10 protein-coding genes are annotated in these 17,220 nt (G+C 52.0%); 4 read left to right on the plus strand and 6 right to left on the minus strand.

Annotated features, from left to right (window positions below):
• Nucleotides 1–114: 114 nt before the first annotated feature.
• Nucleotides 115–3,195 (minus strand): AsmA-like C-terminal region-containing protein, encoded by a 3,081-nt coding sequence (locus tag ACG2E4_RS04115; protein WP_395275770.1) that lies wholly within the window; start codon nt 3,193–3,195, stop codon nt 115–117.
• A gap of 254 nt (nt 3,196–3,449) precedes the next feature.
• On the opposite strand from ACG2E4_RS04115, the gene ACG2E4_RS04120 reads away from it, so the two are divergent.
• The 3 genes from ACG2E4_RS04120 (at nt 3,450) to ACG2E4_RS04130 (ending at nt 6,583) form a co-directional block, all read left to right on the plus strand.
• On the plus strand, nt 3,450–4,118 hold the full coding sequence (locus ACG2E4_RS04120) for a protein-L-isoaspartate(D-aspartate) O-methyltransferase (protein WP_395260794.1): 669 nt from the start codon (nt 3,450–3,452) through the stop codon (nt 4,116–4,118).
• Between the two features lie 176 nt (nt 4,119–4,294).
• Nucleotides 4,295–5,437, plus strand: a complete 1,143-nt coding sequence (locus tag ACG2E4_RS04125) for a DUF368 domain-containing protein (RefSeq protein WP_395275771.1) — start codon at nt 4,295–4,297, stop codon at nt 5,435–5,437.
• Between the two features lie 150 nt (nt 5,438–5,587).
• Nucleotides 5,588–6,583: a universal stress protein gene (locus ACG2E4_RS04130; RefSeq protein ID WP_395275772.1), complete on the plus strand. Its 996-nt coding sequence runs from the start codon at nt 5,588–5,590 to the stop codon at nt 6,581–6,583.
• Between the two features lie 39 nt (nt 6,584–6,622).
• Here ACG2E4_RS04130 and ACG2E4_RS04135 read toward each other — a convergent pair whose 3' ends face one another.
• Nucleotides 6,623–7,396, minus strand: coding sequence for an outer membrane lipoprotein-sorting protein (locus ACG2E4_RS04135; RefSeq protein ID WP_395275773.1), 774 nt, complete (start codon nt 7,394–7,396; stop codon nt 6,623–6,625).
• A gap of 277 nt (nt 7,397–7,673) precedes the next feature.
• Between ACG2E4_RS04135 and ACG2E4_RS04140 the strand changes: the two genes are divergently transcribed.
• On the plus strand, nt 7,674–8,597 hold the full coding sequence (locus ACG2E4_RS04140; RefSeq protein ID WP_395260786.1) for a sterol desaturase family protein: 924 nt from the start codon (nt 7,674–7,676) through the stop codon (nt 8,595–8,597).
• 18 nt (nt 8,598–8,615) lie between these two features.
• On the opposite strand, the gene ACG2E4_RS04145 is transcribed toward ACG2E4_RS04140, so the two are convergent.
• The 4 genes from ACG2E4_RS04145 to ACG2E4_RS04160 form a co-directional block, all read right to left on the minus strand.
• The gene (locus tag ACG2E4_RS04145) at nt 8,616–11,726 is read right to left on the minus strand and encodes an efflux RND transporter permease subunit (protein WP_395260784.1); all 3,111 of its coding nucleotides are present in this window, start codon (nt 11,724–11,726) and stop codon (nt 8,616–8,618) included.
• 41 nt (nt 11,727–11,767) lie between these two features.
• Nucleotides 11,768–12,973, minus strand: coding sequence for an efflux RND transporter periplasmic adaptor subunit (locus ACG2E4_RS04150; protein WP_395260782.1), 1,206 nt, complete (start codon nt 12,971–12,973; stop codon nt 11,768–11,770).
• 90 nt (nt 12,974–13,063) lie between these two features.
• Nucleotides 13,064–14,452 carry an efflux transporter outer membrane subunit gene (locus ACG2E4_RS04155; RefSeq protein WP_395260781.1) on the minus strand — a complete coding sequence of 463 codons (1,389 nt, stop codon included), beginning with the start codon at nt 14,450–14,452 and terminating at the stop codon, nt 13,064–13,066.
• A 114-nt stretch (nt 14,453–14,566) separates the two neighbouring features.
• Complete coding sequence (locus ACG2E4_RS04160; protein WP_395260779.1) at nt 14,567–16,822, minus strand: tetratricopeptide repeat protein; 2,256 nt, start codon at nt 16,820–16,822, stop codon at nt 14,567–14,569.
• Nucleotides 16,823–17,220 lie beyond the last annotated feature (398 nt).

A 17,220-nucleotide genomic window follows, 5' to 3' on the forward strand; every position in this document is an offset into this window, starting at 1 on the left:
CGAAATTGTTTCGTTGATGATGGAAATCGCTCACTCTACGTATAGGGATGCGTTTCGGTTCCCGATATTCCCATCGCCTTGCATACAAACCAATTTCTTGGTTAGAAATGCAGGCTAATTCCCGAATAGATTCCGAATGGCATCGCCCGCCTTGTCTTTAAGCATATCCTTGAGTATCGGTTGTATCATCTCCTGGTCTGGACGGATATTGGGATCCTCTTGCGTGCCGGTTACCCGAAGGGGTACCAGGATGGTACCGTTTTCCTGGGTAAGGGCCTCTACCGCCTGTGAAGATATAACGGAGGCAATACGCCCGCGGAATCGCCCCGGCAGGTAGACCTTCAGCTGGTAGTCGATGTCATTGGTAACCAGATGCCTCGTACCGCTCATCTCGGCCCCGATATCTCCACTGGTGAGCCCCAGGTTTTCAATGGTCATGACGCTGTTGCTGAGTGAAAACCGCGTTTGTGATTCATCCAGAGCGATGTTTCGTAATTCATCAGTTTTTAAAAGCGTTGCAACGCTTTCTTGTACCGGATGCCCCTTTATGCGCGACTTGGTCATGGTGAAGGTGCCGTCCATTTCCGTGGTGGAAATATCGGGTTCGAGGTAGACATCCAGCTCGGAGTAGTAATCGATATCGGCGCTGAAAGATCCGGTGACATGCTCGTGAAAATTGTTTTTTTCTCCAAGCACCTGGTACTCCCTGAAGAACGCATCCAGGTCAAGTCCCTCCAGCTGTCCCTTGAAGTTCAGGTTTGTTCGATCTGGCTGTGGCACCTCCCAAATGAAAGAGCCGGAAGCGGTGCCGTCGAAGAGTTCGATGGAGGCGCGATCCAGGGTTATCCGCGTGGGCGTGGTCCCGGCCTGTGCCTCCAGGTTGTTCATGGTGACGCCGGTAATTACCAGGGTTCTGATATTCGCGGTAACCGAACTTGTAAGGTCGGGCAGTTCTATGGGTATCGGGGTGGCAGCGGTGGTGTCCTCCCAGTCGATAAGCTCATCCATATTGAAGTGATCGCTTTGGAAATTGCCGGATAGAGCGGGCGTGGCTGTACGGTCTTCCTTCAGCTTGAGGTATTCCATATAGTTTTGAAGTGAGCCCTCCAGGTGTAGGTCTGAAGAGCCAAGATCAAAGCTGAGGCCAGTCAGGTCAACGGATTTGGGAGTTAGTTTCAGAACGCCGTTGAGATTGTTGACAGGCTGACCCAGTGAATCACCACTCATGTTCACATCGTTGACAGTGGCACTGCCGTTAAATATAAGATTCTCAGGCGTTTGCAGGGGGCCCCGGACCGACAGATCAAGTTGACCACTGCCGGTGAGTTCGGATATGGTGGGGCGCAGGTCGTAGTAGTGTTGAATTTCTGCAAACTGTGCATTTCCCTGCACGCGAAGATCGATGACGGGATTTTCACTGAGATAATCGGTAACAGTACCGGATAAACTGAGATCATTTTGCCCGGAACGGAAGCTGGCACGCGTGACGGAGAGTCGGTTGCCCTCCAGGGTTGAATTGAGCGTAATATCCTCCAGCGGCTGTCCCAGTTGCTTGTGTGCGATATACCCGTTGTTCAGTTCAATGGATCCGCTTTGGACCGCCTGCTCTATCTGCCCGGTGGAGCCCTTCAGGATTGCTTGTGCAGTGAGCTCTCCCCGCAGTTGCAGCGTATCCTCGTCAATCGGGTAGAACTCCTTTATGCTGGCCAGGTCAAAGTAAAGGTCTGTCGTCAAATCTACGGAGCGGTTGGCTTCGTCCAGTGGTTCTGTTATTTGACCCTGCAGGGAAAGCCTGTTTTGAGCAGCATTCAGGCTAAAGGAGTTGATGGTGAGCAGGTCCTGACTGGCCGTCGCATCAATCGAAATATTTTCTATCGGTCTCGGTACGTCGGCGTATTTGAGCAACCCTTCGGAGAGGTTGAGGTCCCCGTTAAACGTGGCTGCTTCCGGTTGATCAAGCCGCCCGTTGGCTACGGCGTTGACCGTTAGTGTTCCTCCCAGCTGATCAATGGAGAATTCCCCGAGCGGATAAAATTGCTCTACGGTTCCCAGGTCTACATCACCGTTGATCTTTGCGGTGAACGGGGCTTCGTCACTAAGAGGCTGTTCCAGCTTGCCACTGGCTGAAATTTGGTTCGAACCCGCGGTGGCTTCAAACGTTTCAAGTGTTATGAGCTCATTGGAAGCACTGGCCTGCAACCGGATATCCTGGATCGGCTCCGGGAGATCCGGGTTTTTCAAGTATCCATCTGTAACGTCAATATCGGCAGCGAAAGAGGGGAGCGCTTCACCCCCGACGGTTCCGGTTACATGACCGGCGATCGAGAGGGTTCCCCTTGTTTCGAGTCCGCTTGCCTGTTCCTGGTACGCATCGGGAAGCAGCCGTAAAAGCTCCCCGAAGTTGTCGGATGACGAGCTGAAATCGAGATCTATCGCCGGCTGGTCGGCACTCCAGTTCCGGATGGATCCCGTCAGGTTCAGGGCCAGTCCCCGGATAGAAAAGGTGCCGCTTTCCAGGTTAAGCGTCTCATTTTCCATGTCGATTGATGAGCTCTGGGCAAGGCTGAGCGGCAGCCGGTTCACGTATCGGCTGCTGTCGACCTGGATCGTAAGTCCTCCGAGGTCTATATCTACCGAACTGTTGATTACATCGGCATACTGCAAAGAGATATCGGCATTCAGATTGTCCATACGTATGGAGGCACTGCTGGTCGCATCCTCAAATCCAAAATTGCCACCTGTTACTGAAAACCGCGGGATGTTCAGTTCTAACCCCTCCGCTTCGGCAGTGGTGTCGGCTTCCCCTTCCAGCAGGAAGTCGATATTTGTGGTGCTGTCGGCATGTATGCGGTAGGTAAACCGGGGATTTTGCAGCCGTATTTCGGCAATGTTTATCTGGTTCCCAAACAGGGAGAAAAGCTCCACGCTTGCCACGAATTCATCCAGCGCGAGCAGCGTATCGGAGGGCGTATCACCGGGAACGCTCAGCTGCTGGATACGGACCCCGGGACGTGGAAATGTCCTGAAAAATGTCAGTGAGATCGACTCAACCTGCACCGGGCGACCGAGACTCTCATCCACATAGGGCATGATGGTCTGTTTCAACCGTTCGTCGGTAAAATAAAGGTTGAGCGCGATAAGGGCTACAACGATGAATAGCAGAACTCCGGCAAATATCTTGGCAAACGTTTTCATGGATGATGAGAATAAAAATGAACAGATTTTTGAAACGCAATTTAAGTAAATAAACCGCGCCCGGCACATTAAAATTTATGGGATTCGGGGAGAGATCGACTTGGTTTATTATCCCGTGAGAGGGGGATGCTGTTGCAGAAAACAGGTCTTCCGGCAGCAGGCCGGTAAAATTAATATCCGTTTTATTGGTTCAAGTTCCTTATGTTTAGAAGAGTTGTTGAAACGCATTTTCTAAATAGGTAGTAGTATACTATATGCTAAATTTGGGATCCGGTCATGGAGATCTGAAATACAAACAGCGCCGGCGTCGCCTGGTGGATACGCTGCGAAGCAAAGGTATCAAGGACGAACGCGTTCTGGAGGCGTTCAGCATCGTCCCCCGACACCAGTTTGTGGATACGGCGCTGGCCGACCGGGCGTACAAAGATACGGCGCTGCCAATAGGGAAGGAACAGACTATCTCCCAGCCCTATACGGTAGCCCGGCAAACGGAGCTGCTGGAAGCAAAGCCGGGCGAAAAGGTACTGGAGATCGGGACCGGTTCGGGATACCAGGCCGCGATTTTGTGTGAGCTGGGAGCCGAGGTGTATACCATTGAACGGCACAAGGAACTCTACGAGCGGGCGCGCTCCACCCTCCGCGAGCTGGGGTACAAAGTGCAGCTCAAACTGGGAGACGGAACGATGGGTTGGTCCGCGTATGCCCCGTATGACGCCATCGTGGTAACCGCAGGTGCGCCGGTCGTACCCGATGAGCTGGTAAAACAACTGAATGTAAACGGGCGGCTTGTGATACCGGTGGGGAGCTCAACACGCCAGGTGATGAAACGTATTATCAAGATTCGGGAAGATGAGTTTGAAGAGGAAAACTACAAGGATTTCAAGTTTGTTCCGCTGATCGGGGAGAAGGGGTGGAACGAGTAGGCGAGGATCAGTGATGAGAACAGCTGGTTGCCTGCCATCTTTTTCAGGGTTTAATTTGGTGTTGCGTATTACGCATATCTTGATAACTTACCACCGCCATATTGAATATTTACGTTAATCGGAAACCGGAGCAATGAATAACCGGCACCTGTTCATTGGTCGTTGTTACTAACATTGTGGTTGGAGAAGAAGAAACTCAGACGTCGCCTGCAACAGAAAATACAGACTTAGAATCCACATCATGGAAAGAGTGGCCGCTCCTGCTTGTCAAGGGTTTTTTGATGGGCTCGGCGGATATCGTACCCGGCGTGAGCGGGGGGACTCTGGCCCTTATCCTGGGTATTTATGAGCGCCTGATCAATGCTATTAAAAGTGCCAATACCCGGTTTCTCACCCGTTTGTTGACCTTCCGCTGGCAGGCGGCGTTCCAGGTGGTGCACTGGAAATTCTTGTTTATGCTGTTCAGTGGCATTGTCCTGGCCATCATCTTCTTTACCCGCGTGGTACCACTGCAAGTCTACATGTTCACAAAACCGGAGTTGATTTTCGGACTTTTTTTCGGGCTTATCGTGGGATCAATCTATATTCTCGTAAAAGTGATAGACGCCCTGGATTGGAGGCATGGTCTGTTTATCCTGTTCGGAACGCTGGTCGGGTTCTGGGTGGTGACGCTGGTACCCACCGATACGCCGGAAACGAGCCTGTTCGTTTTTTTTAGCGGCTCCATTGCCATATGTGCCATGATTCTGCCCGGCATTTCTGGCTCATATCTTCTGCTTATACTCCGCAAATACGACTACATCCTGTCGCAGGTGGCGGCATTGGGCGAATCGCTGGAACCGGTACTGGTATTGCTCACCTTTTTTGCAGGCGCGGCAGTAGGACTGGCCCTGTTTTCGCGGCTGCTTTCCTGGCTGCTGGACCGTTATTACGGTTTTACCCTGGCAGTGCTTATCGGTTTTTTGATCGGGTCGCTTTACGTTATCTGGCCGTATCAAGACCGTACATACCACGAAACGGTACGGAAAACAGAAATTGTGGATTACGACCATCCACGGGCAGAAACATTGCGAGAGCATGGTCCCGATAAAAACCGGCCGGAATACGAGCGGCTGGGACCAGTAAAGACCGACGGCCCGGAGAAACGGGTTGAAATCCAGACGATAAAGCAGAAAATGATCAAGACGACCCCCTACATCCCGTACCTGACGAGGGAAGACGCCGGCACCCAACATTTTTGGAGTGGCATTATCGGCATGATAATTGGTCTGGCCATGGTTGGGGGACTTGACTACCTGCGGTCAACAGAGTTGGAATAGGCTGTATTCTCGTACGACCAATTTTAAAAATTGATCGTAAATTCATATTTGTATGTTACTTTTTGTTGTACTGAAAAAATGACCAATTGATGAAGAACTTTGCGTAGATACATCTGTAAATTCAAGTGTTGATCCAAAAGGGAGATTACCATGATGGAGATTAAAAAAATATTAGTGCCCACCGATTTTTCTGACGAGGCGATTTCTGCTTATACCCATGCTCAGGAACTGGCGTCAAAGTTAGGGGCACGGGTAGATATGATACATATTGTGCCCACGCTGAAATATTTTAGCGAAAGTATTAACAAACTGGGAGTTCCCCTGAATTTTGATGAAGACCTGTATCCTCATGTCAAGGATGGGGCGCAGCACCGCCTGAAGGGATTTATGGCGGATTATCTGAAGGAGGAAAACAAGGGCGATGCGCTCGTGCGAATTGAGCGGAAACCATCGAAAGCGATAGCGGAGTTCGCCTCGGATAACGGCTATGATCTTGTTGTAATGGCAGCAAGGGGGGAGCACAGTTCAGATCTGCTGCGCGGTAGCATTACCGAAAAAGTGATCCGTTACTCAGCGGTACCGGTATTTACGGTTGATAACCGCCTGAAACCGGAGGGCATTAAAAATATATTGCTGCCAACAGATGCATCTTCGCTTTCATTTGCATGCCTGCCGGTGGCGCTGGCCCTCGCTGATACCTACGGTGCCCGGATCACGCTCTTCCATGTGTTGGAGCTCTACGGAACCTTGTCGGAAAGCCTGGAACGAAATCCCGGCAATACCGAAGAGTCTGACCTCTACCAAGCCATCCTTGAGAAATTGACTGAATACCTTTCTGAGACCGGCCAGGATGGGATTACCGTACAGCGGGGCGACCGGGAATTTGAGGATCAGATTTTAATAACAGAGGGAGTAAACCCTAAAGCCATACAGCTGAATACCGTTATAGCAAAAGGGCTTTCAGCCCATTATGAAATTGAAAATTATGCCCCGGACAATGCCGACCTGATCGTTATGACCACACACGGGCACAGCGGACTTGCCCACTTCTTTCTCGGTTCCACAACTGAAAAAGTAGCCCAGCACGTGGATATGCCGGTTCTTACGGTTAAACCCGCCGGTAAGGAGCTTAAAAAAGCAGATTAAAAGTGAGCCCGGGGGCATATATTTTCAATTCCCGCTCGTTCAGTTTATTCCGCGCCGCAATCCCCGATCGGTAAATCTCCATTCCGGTATCGGGGTTCCGATGGTGCGGTCGCTCCAGCGGAGCTCGGTTTTCCGATTTTCCGTCAGGTCATGCATCACCATGGCACCGGCCTGCCAGACTCCCTCCAGGACCTGCTCATGACCGGTGGCCTCCAGCCGCTTGATCATGTCGCCTTGTGCATTGAAATATTCAATCTTCTCTACCACGTAGCGATCAGGATCTACATGGAAATAAAGCCAGGCATATTGACTTTGATCCCTTTTCTCGGCGCGCAGTACGTAGGAGGTATCTGTTTCCGCATGCATCTGGAATCGGTAATCTTCCGGCTGGCGGTCTCCCAGGTCCTCGTAGGTGAAATCGCTGCCCATAAACCGGTCACCCTGTTCTGAAGCCGAAATGATTTTGATACGCTGGAGGGCCGGCAGGTAGAGTTTCTGGACTTCGTCGCTTCCTTCACTGAGAGTGAGAAAGGCCGTTCCCCTGACGTTGGCGGGCTCCTCAAAAACCAGCAGGGATCGACTTGTTTCATTCCTGTTGTAACTGAAAGACTGAATTTGCCGGTTGCGGGTGCGACCCCGGGCATCGTAGATAATCATCTGCATGTCGGCCGTCTCGTAATCAATCCGCTCGCGGCGCTGGTCGACCTCCTCAAATATTTCGCGGGCCCGTGGGTCCTCATCAGCGTTTTGTGCTGCTGTTGTAACCGGCAAAATCAAAAGGAGGATACCGATAACAGGTAAAAAATTTTTCATAGTCATGTTTTAATCTTAATAATTGGTTTTATTAACACTGCAACCTGTCAGGTAAATTCCACGGAATTAAATTTTTTGATTCATAATTATAACTGATAGCTTTAGTCCTCTTTAACTCTTGTGACAGAGGGCGTTGATCTCCGGTGGTTTGTTCAGGCCAATCCCTGGTCGGATGCAGAATCGCATTCCCGGATAATTATTGAGAATTTTCAAATACCCGGAGAGCCCGGTAAAACGGTGATTTTACGACGCCCCTGATAAAATTTTTTAAAGTCATATGCCAGAACTGATTACTCTAGAAGAACTTATGAACATGGGCCTGCCGCCCATCATTATTTATGCAGCCCCGGTAATGTTTGCCCTCGTGTTTCTCGAATGGGGTATAAGTTATTACCAAAAGAAGGATCGGTATGATACAAAAGATTTTTGGGCTTCCACGGCGATCGGCATCGGCAATATCATTGTCAGCTCTCTCACCAAGGTAAGTATCTTTGGGCTGATACTCTTTTTCTATAACATGATGCCTTGGCGTGTACCGCATACCTGGTGGTCTTACCCGCTCTGTTTTGTGTTTTTGGATTTTTGCCGGTATTGGGCGCACCGCATTGCCCACGAACAGCGGATCTGGTGGGCAACGCATGTCCCTCATCACTCTTCCGAGCAGTATAATTTTTCCGTTTCTTTTCGTCTTTCCTGGGTTCAGGGTTTCAAAGTGATCTTTTTTCTGCCTGTGGCAATGGCGGGTTTTCATCCGGTGGTCTTTTTTATCTGTCACCAGATTGCGGTGCTTTACCAGTTCTGGATTCATACTGAAATGATTGACAAGCTGCCGCGGCCCATTGAGTTTATTTTTACAACCCCTTCTCACCATCGCGTGCACCATGCCAAGGATGATCACTATCTGGACAAAAACTACGGCTCTACATTTATTATATGGGACCGAATGTTCGGTACGTTTCAACCCGAGCTGAATACGCCGAATTACGGCATAACGAAACCGCCCGAATCGTATAACCCGGTGTACCTAGTATTCCACGAATTTATCGATATCTGGAAGGATATTAAAGAAGCCTCCGGGTGGAAGGAGTATTTGTGGATCTTATTTGCCAGTCCCGCCGAGCAGGCCCGTGCTGTCAAGGAGAAGGAAGAAAACAGCGAACAGATAGCTGCAGCGAAAGAACCCGCTGCAGCCGATGAGTAGGGTCTTTTCCCATTTATTTCAGGCCGTTTTGAACTGGGCCAACACATCTTCGAGAATAAGGTACAGGCAGGGTACGATTACGAGAATAATAGAGGTGGCAAACACAATTCCAAAGCCGAGGGATATCGCCATCGGTATCAGGTGATACGCCTGCCGGGAGGTCTCCAGGATAATCGGGGTAAGCCCGCCAAAGGTGGTAAACGTGGTCAGGATAATGGGCCTGAAGCGTCTTAGCCCGGCTTCGTGAATGGCATCGAAGACCGACAGGTCCGCCCGCTTCTTGTTTGCATAATCGATCATGATCAGGGAGTCGTTCAGTACAACCCCCGAGAGTGCGATGACCCCCATCAGGCTGACCAGTGAAAGGTCGTAGCCCAGCAGGATATGCCCGATTACAGCTCCTACAATGCCGAAGGGAATTGCACCCATGACAATGAGCGGCTGCAGGTAGCTGCTGAATGCGATGGCAAGCAGTGCGTAGATCACAATCATAGCCAGGGCAAATCCTCCCCACAGGGCCTGCGTGGATTCGCGCATCTCGGCCTGGCTTCCCTCAAAACTCCAGGTAATGCCCGGGAAGTCCTGCCGCAGCTGGGGGAGCACCTCCGACTGTATGGAGGCCAGTACCCGGCTTACTGCATTGGCCGGTTCAGCATCCATACTGACCGATACCACCCGGCGTCCATCCCTGCGGTTGATGGTGGTGAACGCCTGACCCTCCTCAACTTCAACCACATCCATCAGGGGGACGTCAGTCCCTGCCGGCGTTTTGATGACCAGGTCCTCCAGGTGGTAGATGTCCTCGCGCTGCTGTTTAGGCAGCTTTACGCGAACTTCAATCTCGTTTGTACCCCGCAGCTGGCGCATGGCAAGGGCGCCGTAAAATGAATTTCGCAGCTGTTCTCCGACATCGGCCGGCGTCAACCCGAGTTTGCGCCCTTCGGGCAGGAGTTTGAAATCAAACTGCGTCTTGCCGCGATTGTAGTTGTCACTGACATCGCGGGTTTCCTCAAAAGATTCAACCTGTTGCATGAAAGCCTCGCTGGCCGCCTCCAGTACCTCGATGTCGGAATGACTCAGGTCCACACTGATATCCGGCAGGTAGCCCGCAGGCCCCCGCTCAGCTTCAAAGGTGATCTGGTCGAGTCCCTCAATGTCACCGATCTGGTTCCGCCAGAGTTCAATAAGCTGCTGGGCCGTCATGTCGCGCTCCCCGGGCGGTTTCATCACAATTTCAACATCGATAAAGCTTTGTCCCCGCACGTTGGTTTTGATACCCTCTGCCACCTCAAAAAGGTTGTGCTCCTCAAACATCTGGTGGGTGGAGTTGGTGATCTCCTCGGCGACCAGTGCAGCCTGTGCCGGGGTTGTACCGACCGGCAGACTTGCTCCCGCCTCGATTTCGTCGGCGGAGACCTCGGGCATCATCACCATGCCCATGTGATCGCTGTAGCCATAGCCACCGACCACCACGAGCAGGGCGATGGCGGTGCTTAACGTGATGTAGCGGTTGCGGAGACTGAGCTCCAGGAATGAACGGTAGTAGGTATCGATAAACCGGTTAAAGCGATCTGCAAATGACTGTTGCCAGCGATGCAGGGTTTTCCCGAGTTTGAACCTGCTCTCTTCTGTTGAACTGTGTGCCAGGTGGGCAGGCAGTATAAACAGGGCTTCAAACAGGGAGACGGCCAGCACAACGATAACCACCGCAGGCAGGGGCCACCAGTATTTACCGGTTGTGCCGGGGATGAACAACAGGGGGATAAAGGCGACAATATTGGTAAAGATACTGAACGTAACCGGCTTGCCGATATCTTTTGCTCCCTCTATGGCGGCATCGAGGAAACTCAGCCCCTTCTGACGGTACTCATATACATTTTCGCCAACCACAATCGCGTCATCGACCACAATGCCCAGCACCACCAGGAATCCGAACATCGATATCATGTTGATGCTCAGCCCAATGACCGGCAGGAAAAGCAGTCCGCCGATAAAAGAGATCGTCATCCCCATCATGACCCAGAATGCCAGCCGGTATTCAAGGAACAGGGCCAGGATGAATATGACGATCAGGATCGCGATAACGCCGTTTTCCGTAAGCAGGGAGAGGCGTTCGCTGTAGTCCTGGGCGCTGCTGCTGTCAATGCGGTATTGGACGCCCGGGGGAAAGGAGGGTTCGGCCTCCTCCAGGACAGTCCGAACGGCAGCGGCAATCTCCAGGGGAGACTGCTCCCCGATCCGGTAAATTTCAAGATCGATGGACGGCTGCCGGTTGAACTCCCCGTGGAATCCCGTCTCCTCAAATCCGTCCGTAATTTTGGCCAGGTCTGCCAGCGTCAGGTTGCTGCCCATATCGGAGGAGATCACTTCAATAGTGCCGTAGTCTTCTGCCCACTGTTTGCGTTCCTGCATGCGCAAGAGAATTTCACCGGCGTTGGTTTCCACCGCCCCGGCGGGGATATCCTCGCTGGAGCTGGCGATAATGTCGGCCACATCCTGCAGCGTGAGATCGTACTCCCGGAGCCGGTTTCGGGGAATTTCCACGTGGGTGACATAATCGGGTACATTCCCGATTTCAACCTGAGTGATCTCCGGGGTGCTCAGCATCTGGTCGCGCACATTTTCGGCCAGTTTGCGGAGGGTCCAGATATCCGCATCGCCGTACAGCCCGATGGTCATCACTTCCTGCTGGTTTGACTGCAGCCGTACTTCCGGCTCTTCAATATCATCGGGAAAAGTTCGTATGCGGTTCACGGCCTGGTCGATATCCTGGAACGTCTTCATTCGGTCGGTTCCCGCAACCAGTTCAATCATCACTTCGCCCGAACCCTCATCGGCACTGGAGGTGACCTCCTTAATGCCCTGTACACCCCGTATCGCTTCTTCCACGGGCCGTAAAATTCCCTGTTCAACTTCAGCGGGGGCGGCTCCCGGATAGACGACACTCACTTCCACCATATCCAGCTGGTACTGCGGGAAAACCTCTTTCTGGATATTGAACATCGTCCAGATGCCGCCGCCGATCAAGATAATCATCAAGAGGTTGGCAGCAATAGGATTACGCGCCATATAGGCTATCGGTCCCGAATAGTCGGAATCCCGGTTGGTATGTGAATCAGAATTGCTCATTTATCCTGAACCTTCATGAAGATTGCATTTTAATCCCGGTGTTACTGGATATCCGTTTGTACGGAATCCTGTTCTGTTTCACTGTCGCCGGAACCCTGGAGGCGCAGGGGAGCGCCATCAGTTACGGTTGAAAGATTCGTTGTCACCACCTGGTCCTGCTCGTTGAGGCCGCCCCTGATATAGGCGTATTCGGCATCCCTGAAGACGATGTCAACATCACGTATGCTCAGCTCACCATCCTCCATTACCCACACGGTATCGTTTTGACGCAGGTAGTCCCGGTTTAGGCGGAACACGTTGGCGATCGCATCAGCCTTGATATTCGATTCCACAAAGGAACCGATTATCAGCCGGGGCAGACCGGTATTGCCGGTCTGGTATGACTGGGGATCGCGGACCGTTATCAGCACGCGCGCCATGCGTGTTTTATTTTCCAGCGAGCCCACCAGTCGGAATAAGTGTCCCAGGCGGTATTCTCCTTCATCCCAGGCCGTTCTATTTATAATCCTGACTTCTGAACCCTGATCCCGGTCAGATGGAAAGGAGAGCCACCGGAGTTGAGACAACGGAACCGTGGCCTCCACCCAGTAGGTATCTAAGCCAACGAGGCGCCCCAGGTTGTCGCCGGGGGCAACCTGCGAGCCCACATTTACATTACGGCTCAGGATATGGGCGTCGAAGGGTGCCTTGATCGTTGTCCGTTCCAGGTCCAGTTCTGCCTGTTGAACAGCGGCGCGCGCCGACTGAACTTCAGACCGTGCGGCCTCCAGCTGGGGTTCCCGGAGCACAAGCTCTCTGTTTTCTTCCGAGAGCGTATCGCTGAGTAGCTGGTAATCCTGTTGCGCCACATTTTGACGACCCATCTCAATTTTCAGGTCTGACATAGCCTGGCTGAGGTCGCTTTCGCGCTGCTGAAGGGTGTTCTCGTAATCGGAGGGATCGAGCTGGAGCAGCGTTTCCCCCTTTTCTACATATCCACCGGGGGTAAAGTTGGGTGAACGCTCCATAACCTGGCCACTCACGCGGGGACTTAACGTGATATCCTGAGAGGGCATTACAGTGCCCATGGCTCTGATGGTCGGTTCATAAGTCCCCCGCTGAACCTCGATGACATCAACGAGCATGGCGGTCTGCTGGGTGGCACCAGTACGCTGGGCCGTGGGCTCGGTGGAGAAAATCAGTGTAGTTGCCGCTCCTCCAAAAAGCAGGATTGCACAACAGATGAGTAATGTTTTTTTCCAATGCATGTGAGCGTGTTCGTTGATTTTGAGGCGGATCTCGGAATTTAAAAGATCGATTGGAGACCCAGCTTCATTGCAATTGATGGATTATTGCGATTAATTTCCGCTCTCACGAGCTGTTTCAAATGAACCCGCAAGCGCCCGGTACAGGCCAATCCGGTACTCTATTCGTGCCAGTCTTGCGGAAATAAGATCCCGGCGCAACTGCTGAACTTCATCCAGGGCCGTGAGAACATCCAGATAGTTACTGGTACCATTCAGGTACTGCAGACGAAGCTGTTCATAAGCATCGCGGGCTAGGGTGACTTGTTCTTCAATGTGGTCGATACTTTCAGACTGTTGCTGTTCCAGGACCAGCGCGTCTTCCACCTCCCGAAATGCAGTTAGGACCGTTTGCCCGTACTCATATAATCGTTGCTGCTTTACCGCTTCCACGCGATCGACCTCGGCACTGAGTTCTCCTCCATACAGGAGGGGAGCCACCAGGTTTCCTGCGAACGAAAGCGCCCAGTCTTCAAAGAGATTCCCGGCGTTATCAGCAGCGGTGGAAACAGAGGCGGAAAGAGTCAGTCGCGGATATTGATTGCTGATTGCGGAAGCCAGATCGCGATCGGCCGCCTGGAGGCGGTAAAAGGCGCTTTGTACATCAGGACGCTGTCGCACCAGGTTTGTCGGGATGCCGGTGTCTGGCAGGGGAGGAAGTTCCGGCAAGCTGTCGGGGACGGTGACCTGTTGAGCCTGGGGAGAACGGCCCAGTAATACGGCCAGTTGATGTTCCAGCACCTGAATGTCAGCTTCCGCGTACGTGCGTTGTTCGATTGTCGACTCCAGAAGCTGCCGCTGGCGTATAATGTCCACTCCCTGTATCTGGCCGGTTCCCAGGCGATTTTCCAGCAGTTCCAGCACTTGCCGGTTGGTCTCGATCTGTTGTTCAACCAGGCTCCGCTGACTATGTGCCTCCACAAGCCGGTACCACGTGTTGACGATCTCTGCCGACAGGGACAGGGCGGCAGCCTGGTAATCGGTGAATGAGGCTTCGGCGCGAAATTCTTCGGCTTCCACGCTGGAGCGTATGCGCCCCCAGAGGTCGACCTCGTAAACGGAGCTGAGGCCAAGCCCGATATTTTCGCCTGGGGGACCGCTTGTCGCACCGTCGGTTACTTCTCCCTGTGCGGTTGCCTCGAGATCCGGAAAGAGGGCAGAAGATTCACGGTTGACCACCGCCTGGGAGGCGCGGAGCCGCTGCCAGGCGGTTTTTAAGCCAAAATTAGTGGTCAGCGCCGTATCAATCATGGTATTGAGCTTTTCATCCTCAAAAGAGGTCCACCACCTCTCGGGCAGTTGAGGGGTCCCGGTCTGAGAGAAAGAACCGGGCGCATCAACCGGGAGAGTGACCGTTTCCCGTTGCGCGGCACATCCCGAAAAATAGGTCATAGCAGCGAGCAAAAGAATAGTTGACAAAATTACCGAATGATTTTGTGACATATCCTCCGTTCTGTGCAGTTAGGGAAGTCATGTATACCTACCAAAAAATTTCTGTTGGACGCTAAAGGTATATAGTAAATCTATAGGAAGTTTGAAGCGTTCCTCAATCCGGGTCTAATCCGTAATTCTGCTTTTAACCATGTTCAGAAGCTGGGAAAACCGCTGGTTCTGCGGATACAGCGTTGTCAGTTTTTCGGCATAGGGCAATGCTTCCCGGTACTGGTTCTGCTGAATATACAGCGTGCAGATCCCGTACAGGTATTCGGCATTTTGAGGGGCCAGGCTTATCGCCTGTTTATATACTTTTTCTGATTGCTCCGGCTGGTTTAATCGCTGCAGTGAAATAGCCCAGTTGTATCGGACGCGGTGGTGATCGGGCATCAGGGAGGCCGCCCGCTCAAAATGGGGCAGGGCCTGTGAGATCTCTGATTGTTCCGCCAGTACAAGAGCCAGGGAATAATGGGCCGGCCCGTATGATGGTTCCTGTTCGATAACTTTTTCCAGGAGCTGTTCAGCTTCCTGGTTTTCCCCGATCTGATTGTAGAGGTATGCAAGGTTTATCCGCGCGGGGTTGAAATAAGGATCTTTTTGAATCGCACTCCTGTAGGCGCTGATCGCTTTTTCCGTTTGGCCCTGGTTCTCATAGAATTGCCCCAGGTTCATCTGTCCCTGGGGAAAATATTGATTGGTCTGCAGGTACTCACGGTACTCCGAAATTGCCTCGTTGAACGCCTGCTTGAGGTTAAATGCAATATCCTGTACTGAAAATTCAGCCAGTCCCCGGGCGGCCCCCAGCCTTACCGCACGGCTCGAGTCATCCAGCGCATCCTGCAAAGGGACCTGTTTCATTTCTGCAGGAAGTGCGGCCAGGGCTCGCACGGCACTGTTGCGGACCAGCGCACTTTCATCGGTGGTGTATTGTTCAAGAATATCCAGGCTTTCGCGGGTGCCAAACTGCCCGAGATACCATGCTGTTGTTGCACGGACGATGTCATTTTGGGCCGTGTCAGAGATTACTTCCTGAAGTTCAGGAATCGTCTCGGGACCCAGCGAGTCGGCGCGGAGAAAGGTTTGGGAAAAATGGTTGGGGCGGTCTGGCCCATACCACTGTTCTATGCTGTTGGCGGCCCACTCGGCCGACTGATCGTCATGGCAGTCGTTACACGCGTTGGGGTTGCCGAACTTCCGGGTCAGGTCGGGCCGGGGTACCCTGAAGCTGTGATCCCTTCGAAAGTCGACCTCCATATAATATCGGCCGGGCATATGGCAATTGATACATTGCGAGCTCTCGGTGTTTGGTTCGTGAAAGTGATGCTCCCGGCTGTTGTATCTCGGTTCGTGGCACTGCATGCACAACGTATTGTCGGTAACATTTTGTTTCAGCTGCAGCGTATGGGGATTATGGCAGTCCACGCATTCCACCCCCTGCTTGTACATTTTGCTTTGCAGGAACGACCCGTAAACATAGACTTCATCCCTGATCTGGCCATCGGCGAAATAGGCTTCGGGGTGTGGCAGAGTGGGACTAAAATGGTCCAGGAACGCTCCGTTGTGATCATATCCCGGGGTCAGCTTTTCCCGCAGGGCGTGGCAGGGCGCACACTGGTTGACCAGATCCACCTGCCCGGTCTGTCCCGTCATCTTCAAGTCGTTGCGGATTCGGTCTATGGTAGCCTCCCGGGCCTGTTCCGACTGCATGAACTCAACATGCTCCTTGCCGGCCCCGTGGCACGACTCGCAGCTCACGTTGATGCTTGACCAGGTGGTGTGAAAGGAATCCGCCTCGGCGATGTAATTTTGCTGAAGATTGGTCGAATGGCAGTCGGCACACATCGTATTCCAGTTCATCGCGCCACCGGTCCAGTGCAGCCAGTCGCCATGTTGTATATCCTCATCAGGATTCAGGGCAAACCACTCCTCTTTTTCCGTATCCCAGGCGATATTCAGGGCCTGGAATTTTCCTTTGCCAAAGTCGATCAGATATTGCTGCAGCGGTTCCCAGCCAAAAGTATAGGCTACCTGATAATGGTTGTTCTCTCCGTCAGGTCCCGGGGCTTCTACCATAAACTGATCTGCCCGGCGGTAAAAGCGGTATTGCCGCCCCCGGTGCGTGAACGTTACATCGTCAAAATTTCCCAGCACATATTCATCAGTGGCTTTTTTCATGGCATAGTCGTGGTGAGACCCTTCCCAGTCTTCCACCTGTTTTTGGTGGCATGAGCCGCATGTTTCAACTCCGACAAATTGGGCAGCTTGAGAATTGTCTGCAGCAGATGTTTTCTCCTTGTCTGTTTGGTGGGAACAGCTATAGGAGATTCCAAGCAGCAAAAAGATGGCTATCACAACTAATAAAAGGAAAGTACGATTCATCAAAAAAAGATTATATCTGTCATTTTCGGACCGGGTTTAATCTATAGGGAAAAAAGATGTAAGTCCAAGTCTTATTTCCAGGAGAGAGCCGAGAGCTTTTTTGAAAATAAATTTTTAGCTTGAATTCCCAAACAGAACCAGCTTGGTATGGGCCTGGACAAAGCGGGATTTTTACAGCGACGCGTTCCAGCCCGTTTTCTTTGCTCAATTTGGGGCTATTGTTCACCCCAAAGGTCCACTATGAATGACCAGAATGGAATTTTCAAAAACCGTGGGTTTACGCAACCTGTACAGGTTTGTTGTTTTTTAATTTCAGTAATAATTGAACTTACATTTGAAATCCATTATTGTCGTAGAGTTGCGAAAACGACCGCATTGTTGATATCCGGGGGTGGGCA

Origin of the sequence: Halalkalibaculum sp. DA384 (genome assembly GCF_043951955.1) — a bacterium.
GTDB lineage: Bacteria > Bacteroidota > Rhodothermia > Balneolales > Balneolaceae > JAMQKA01.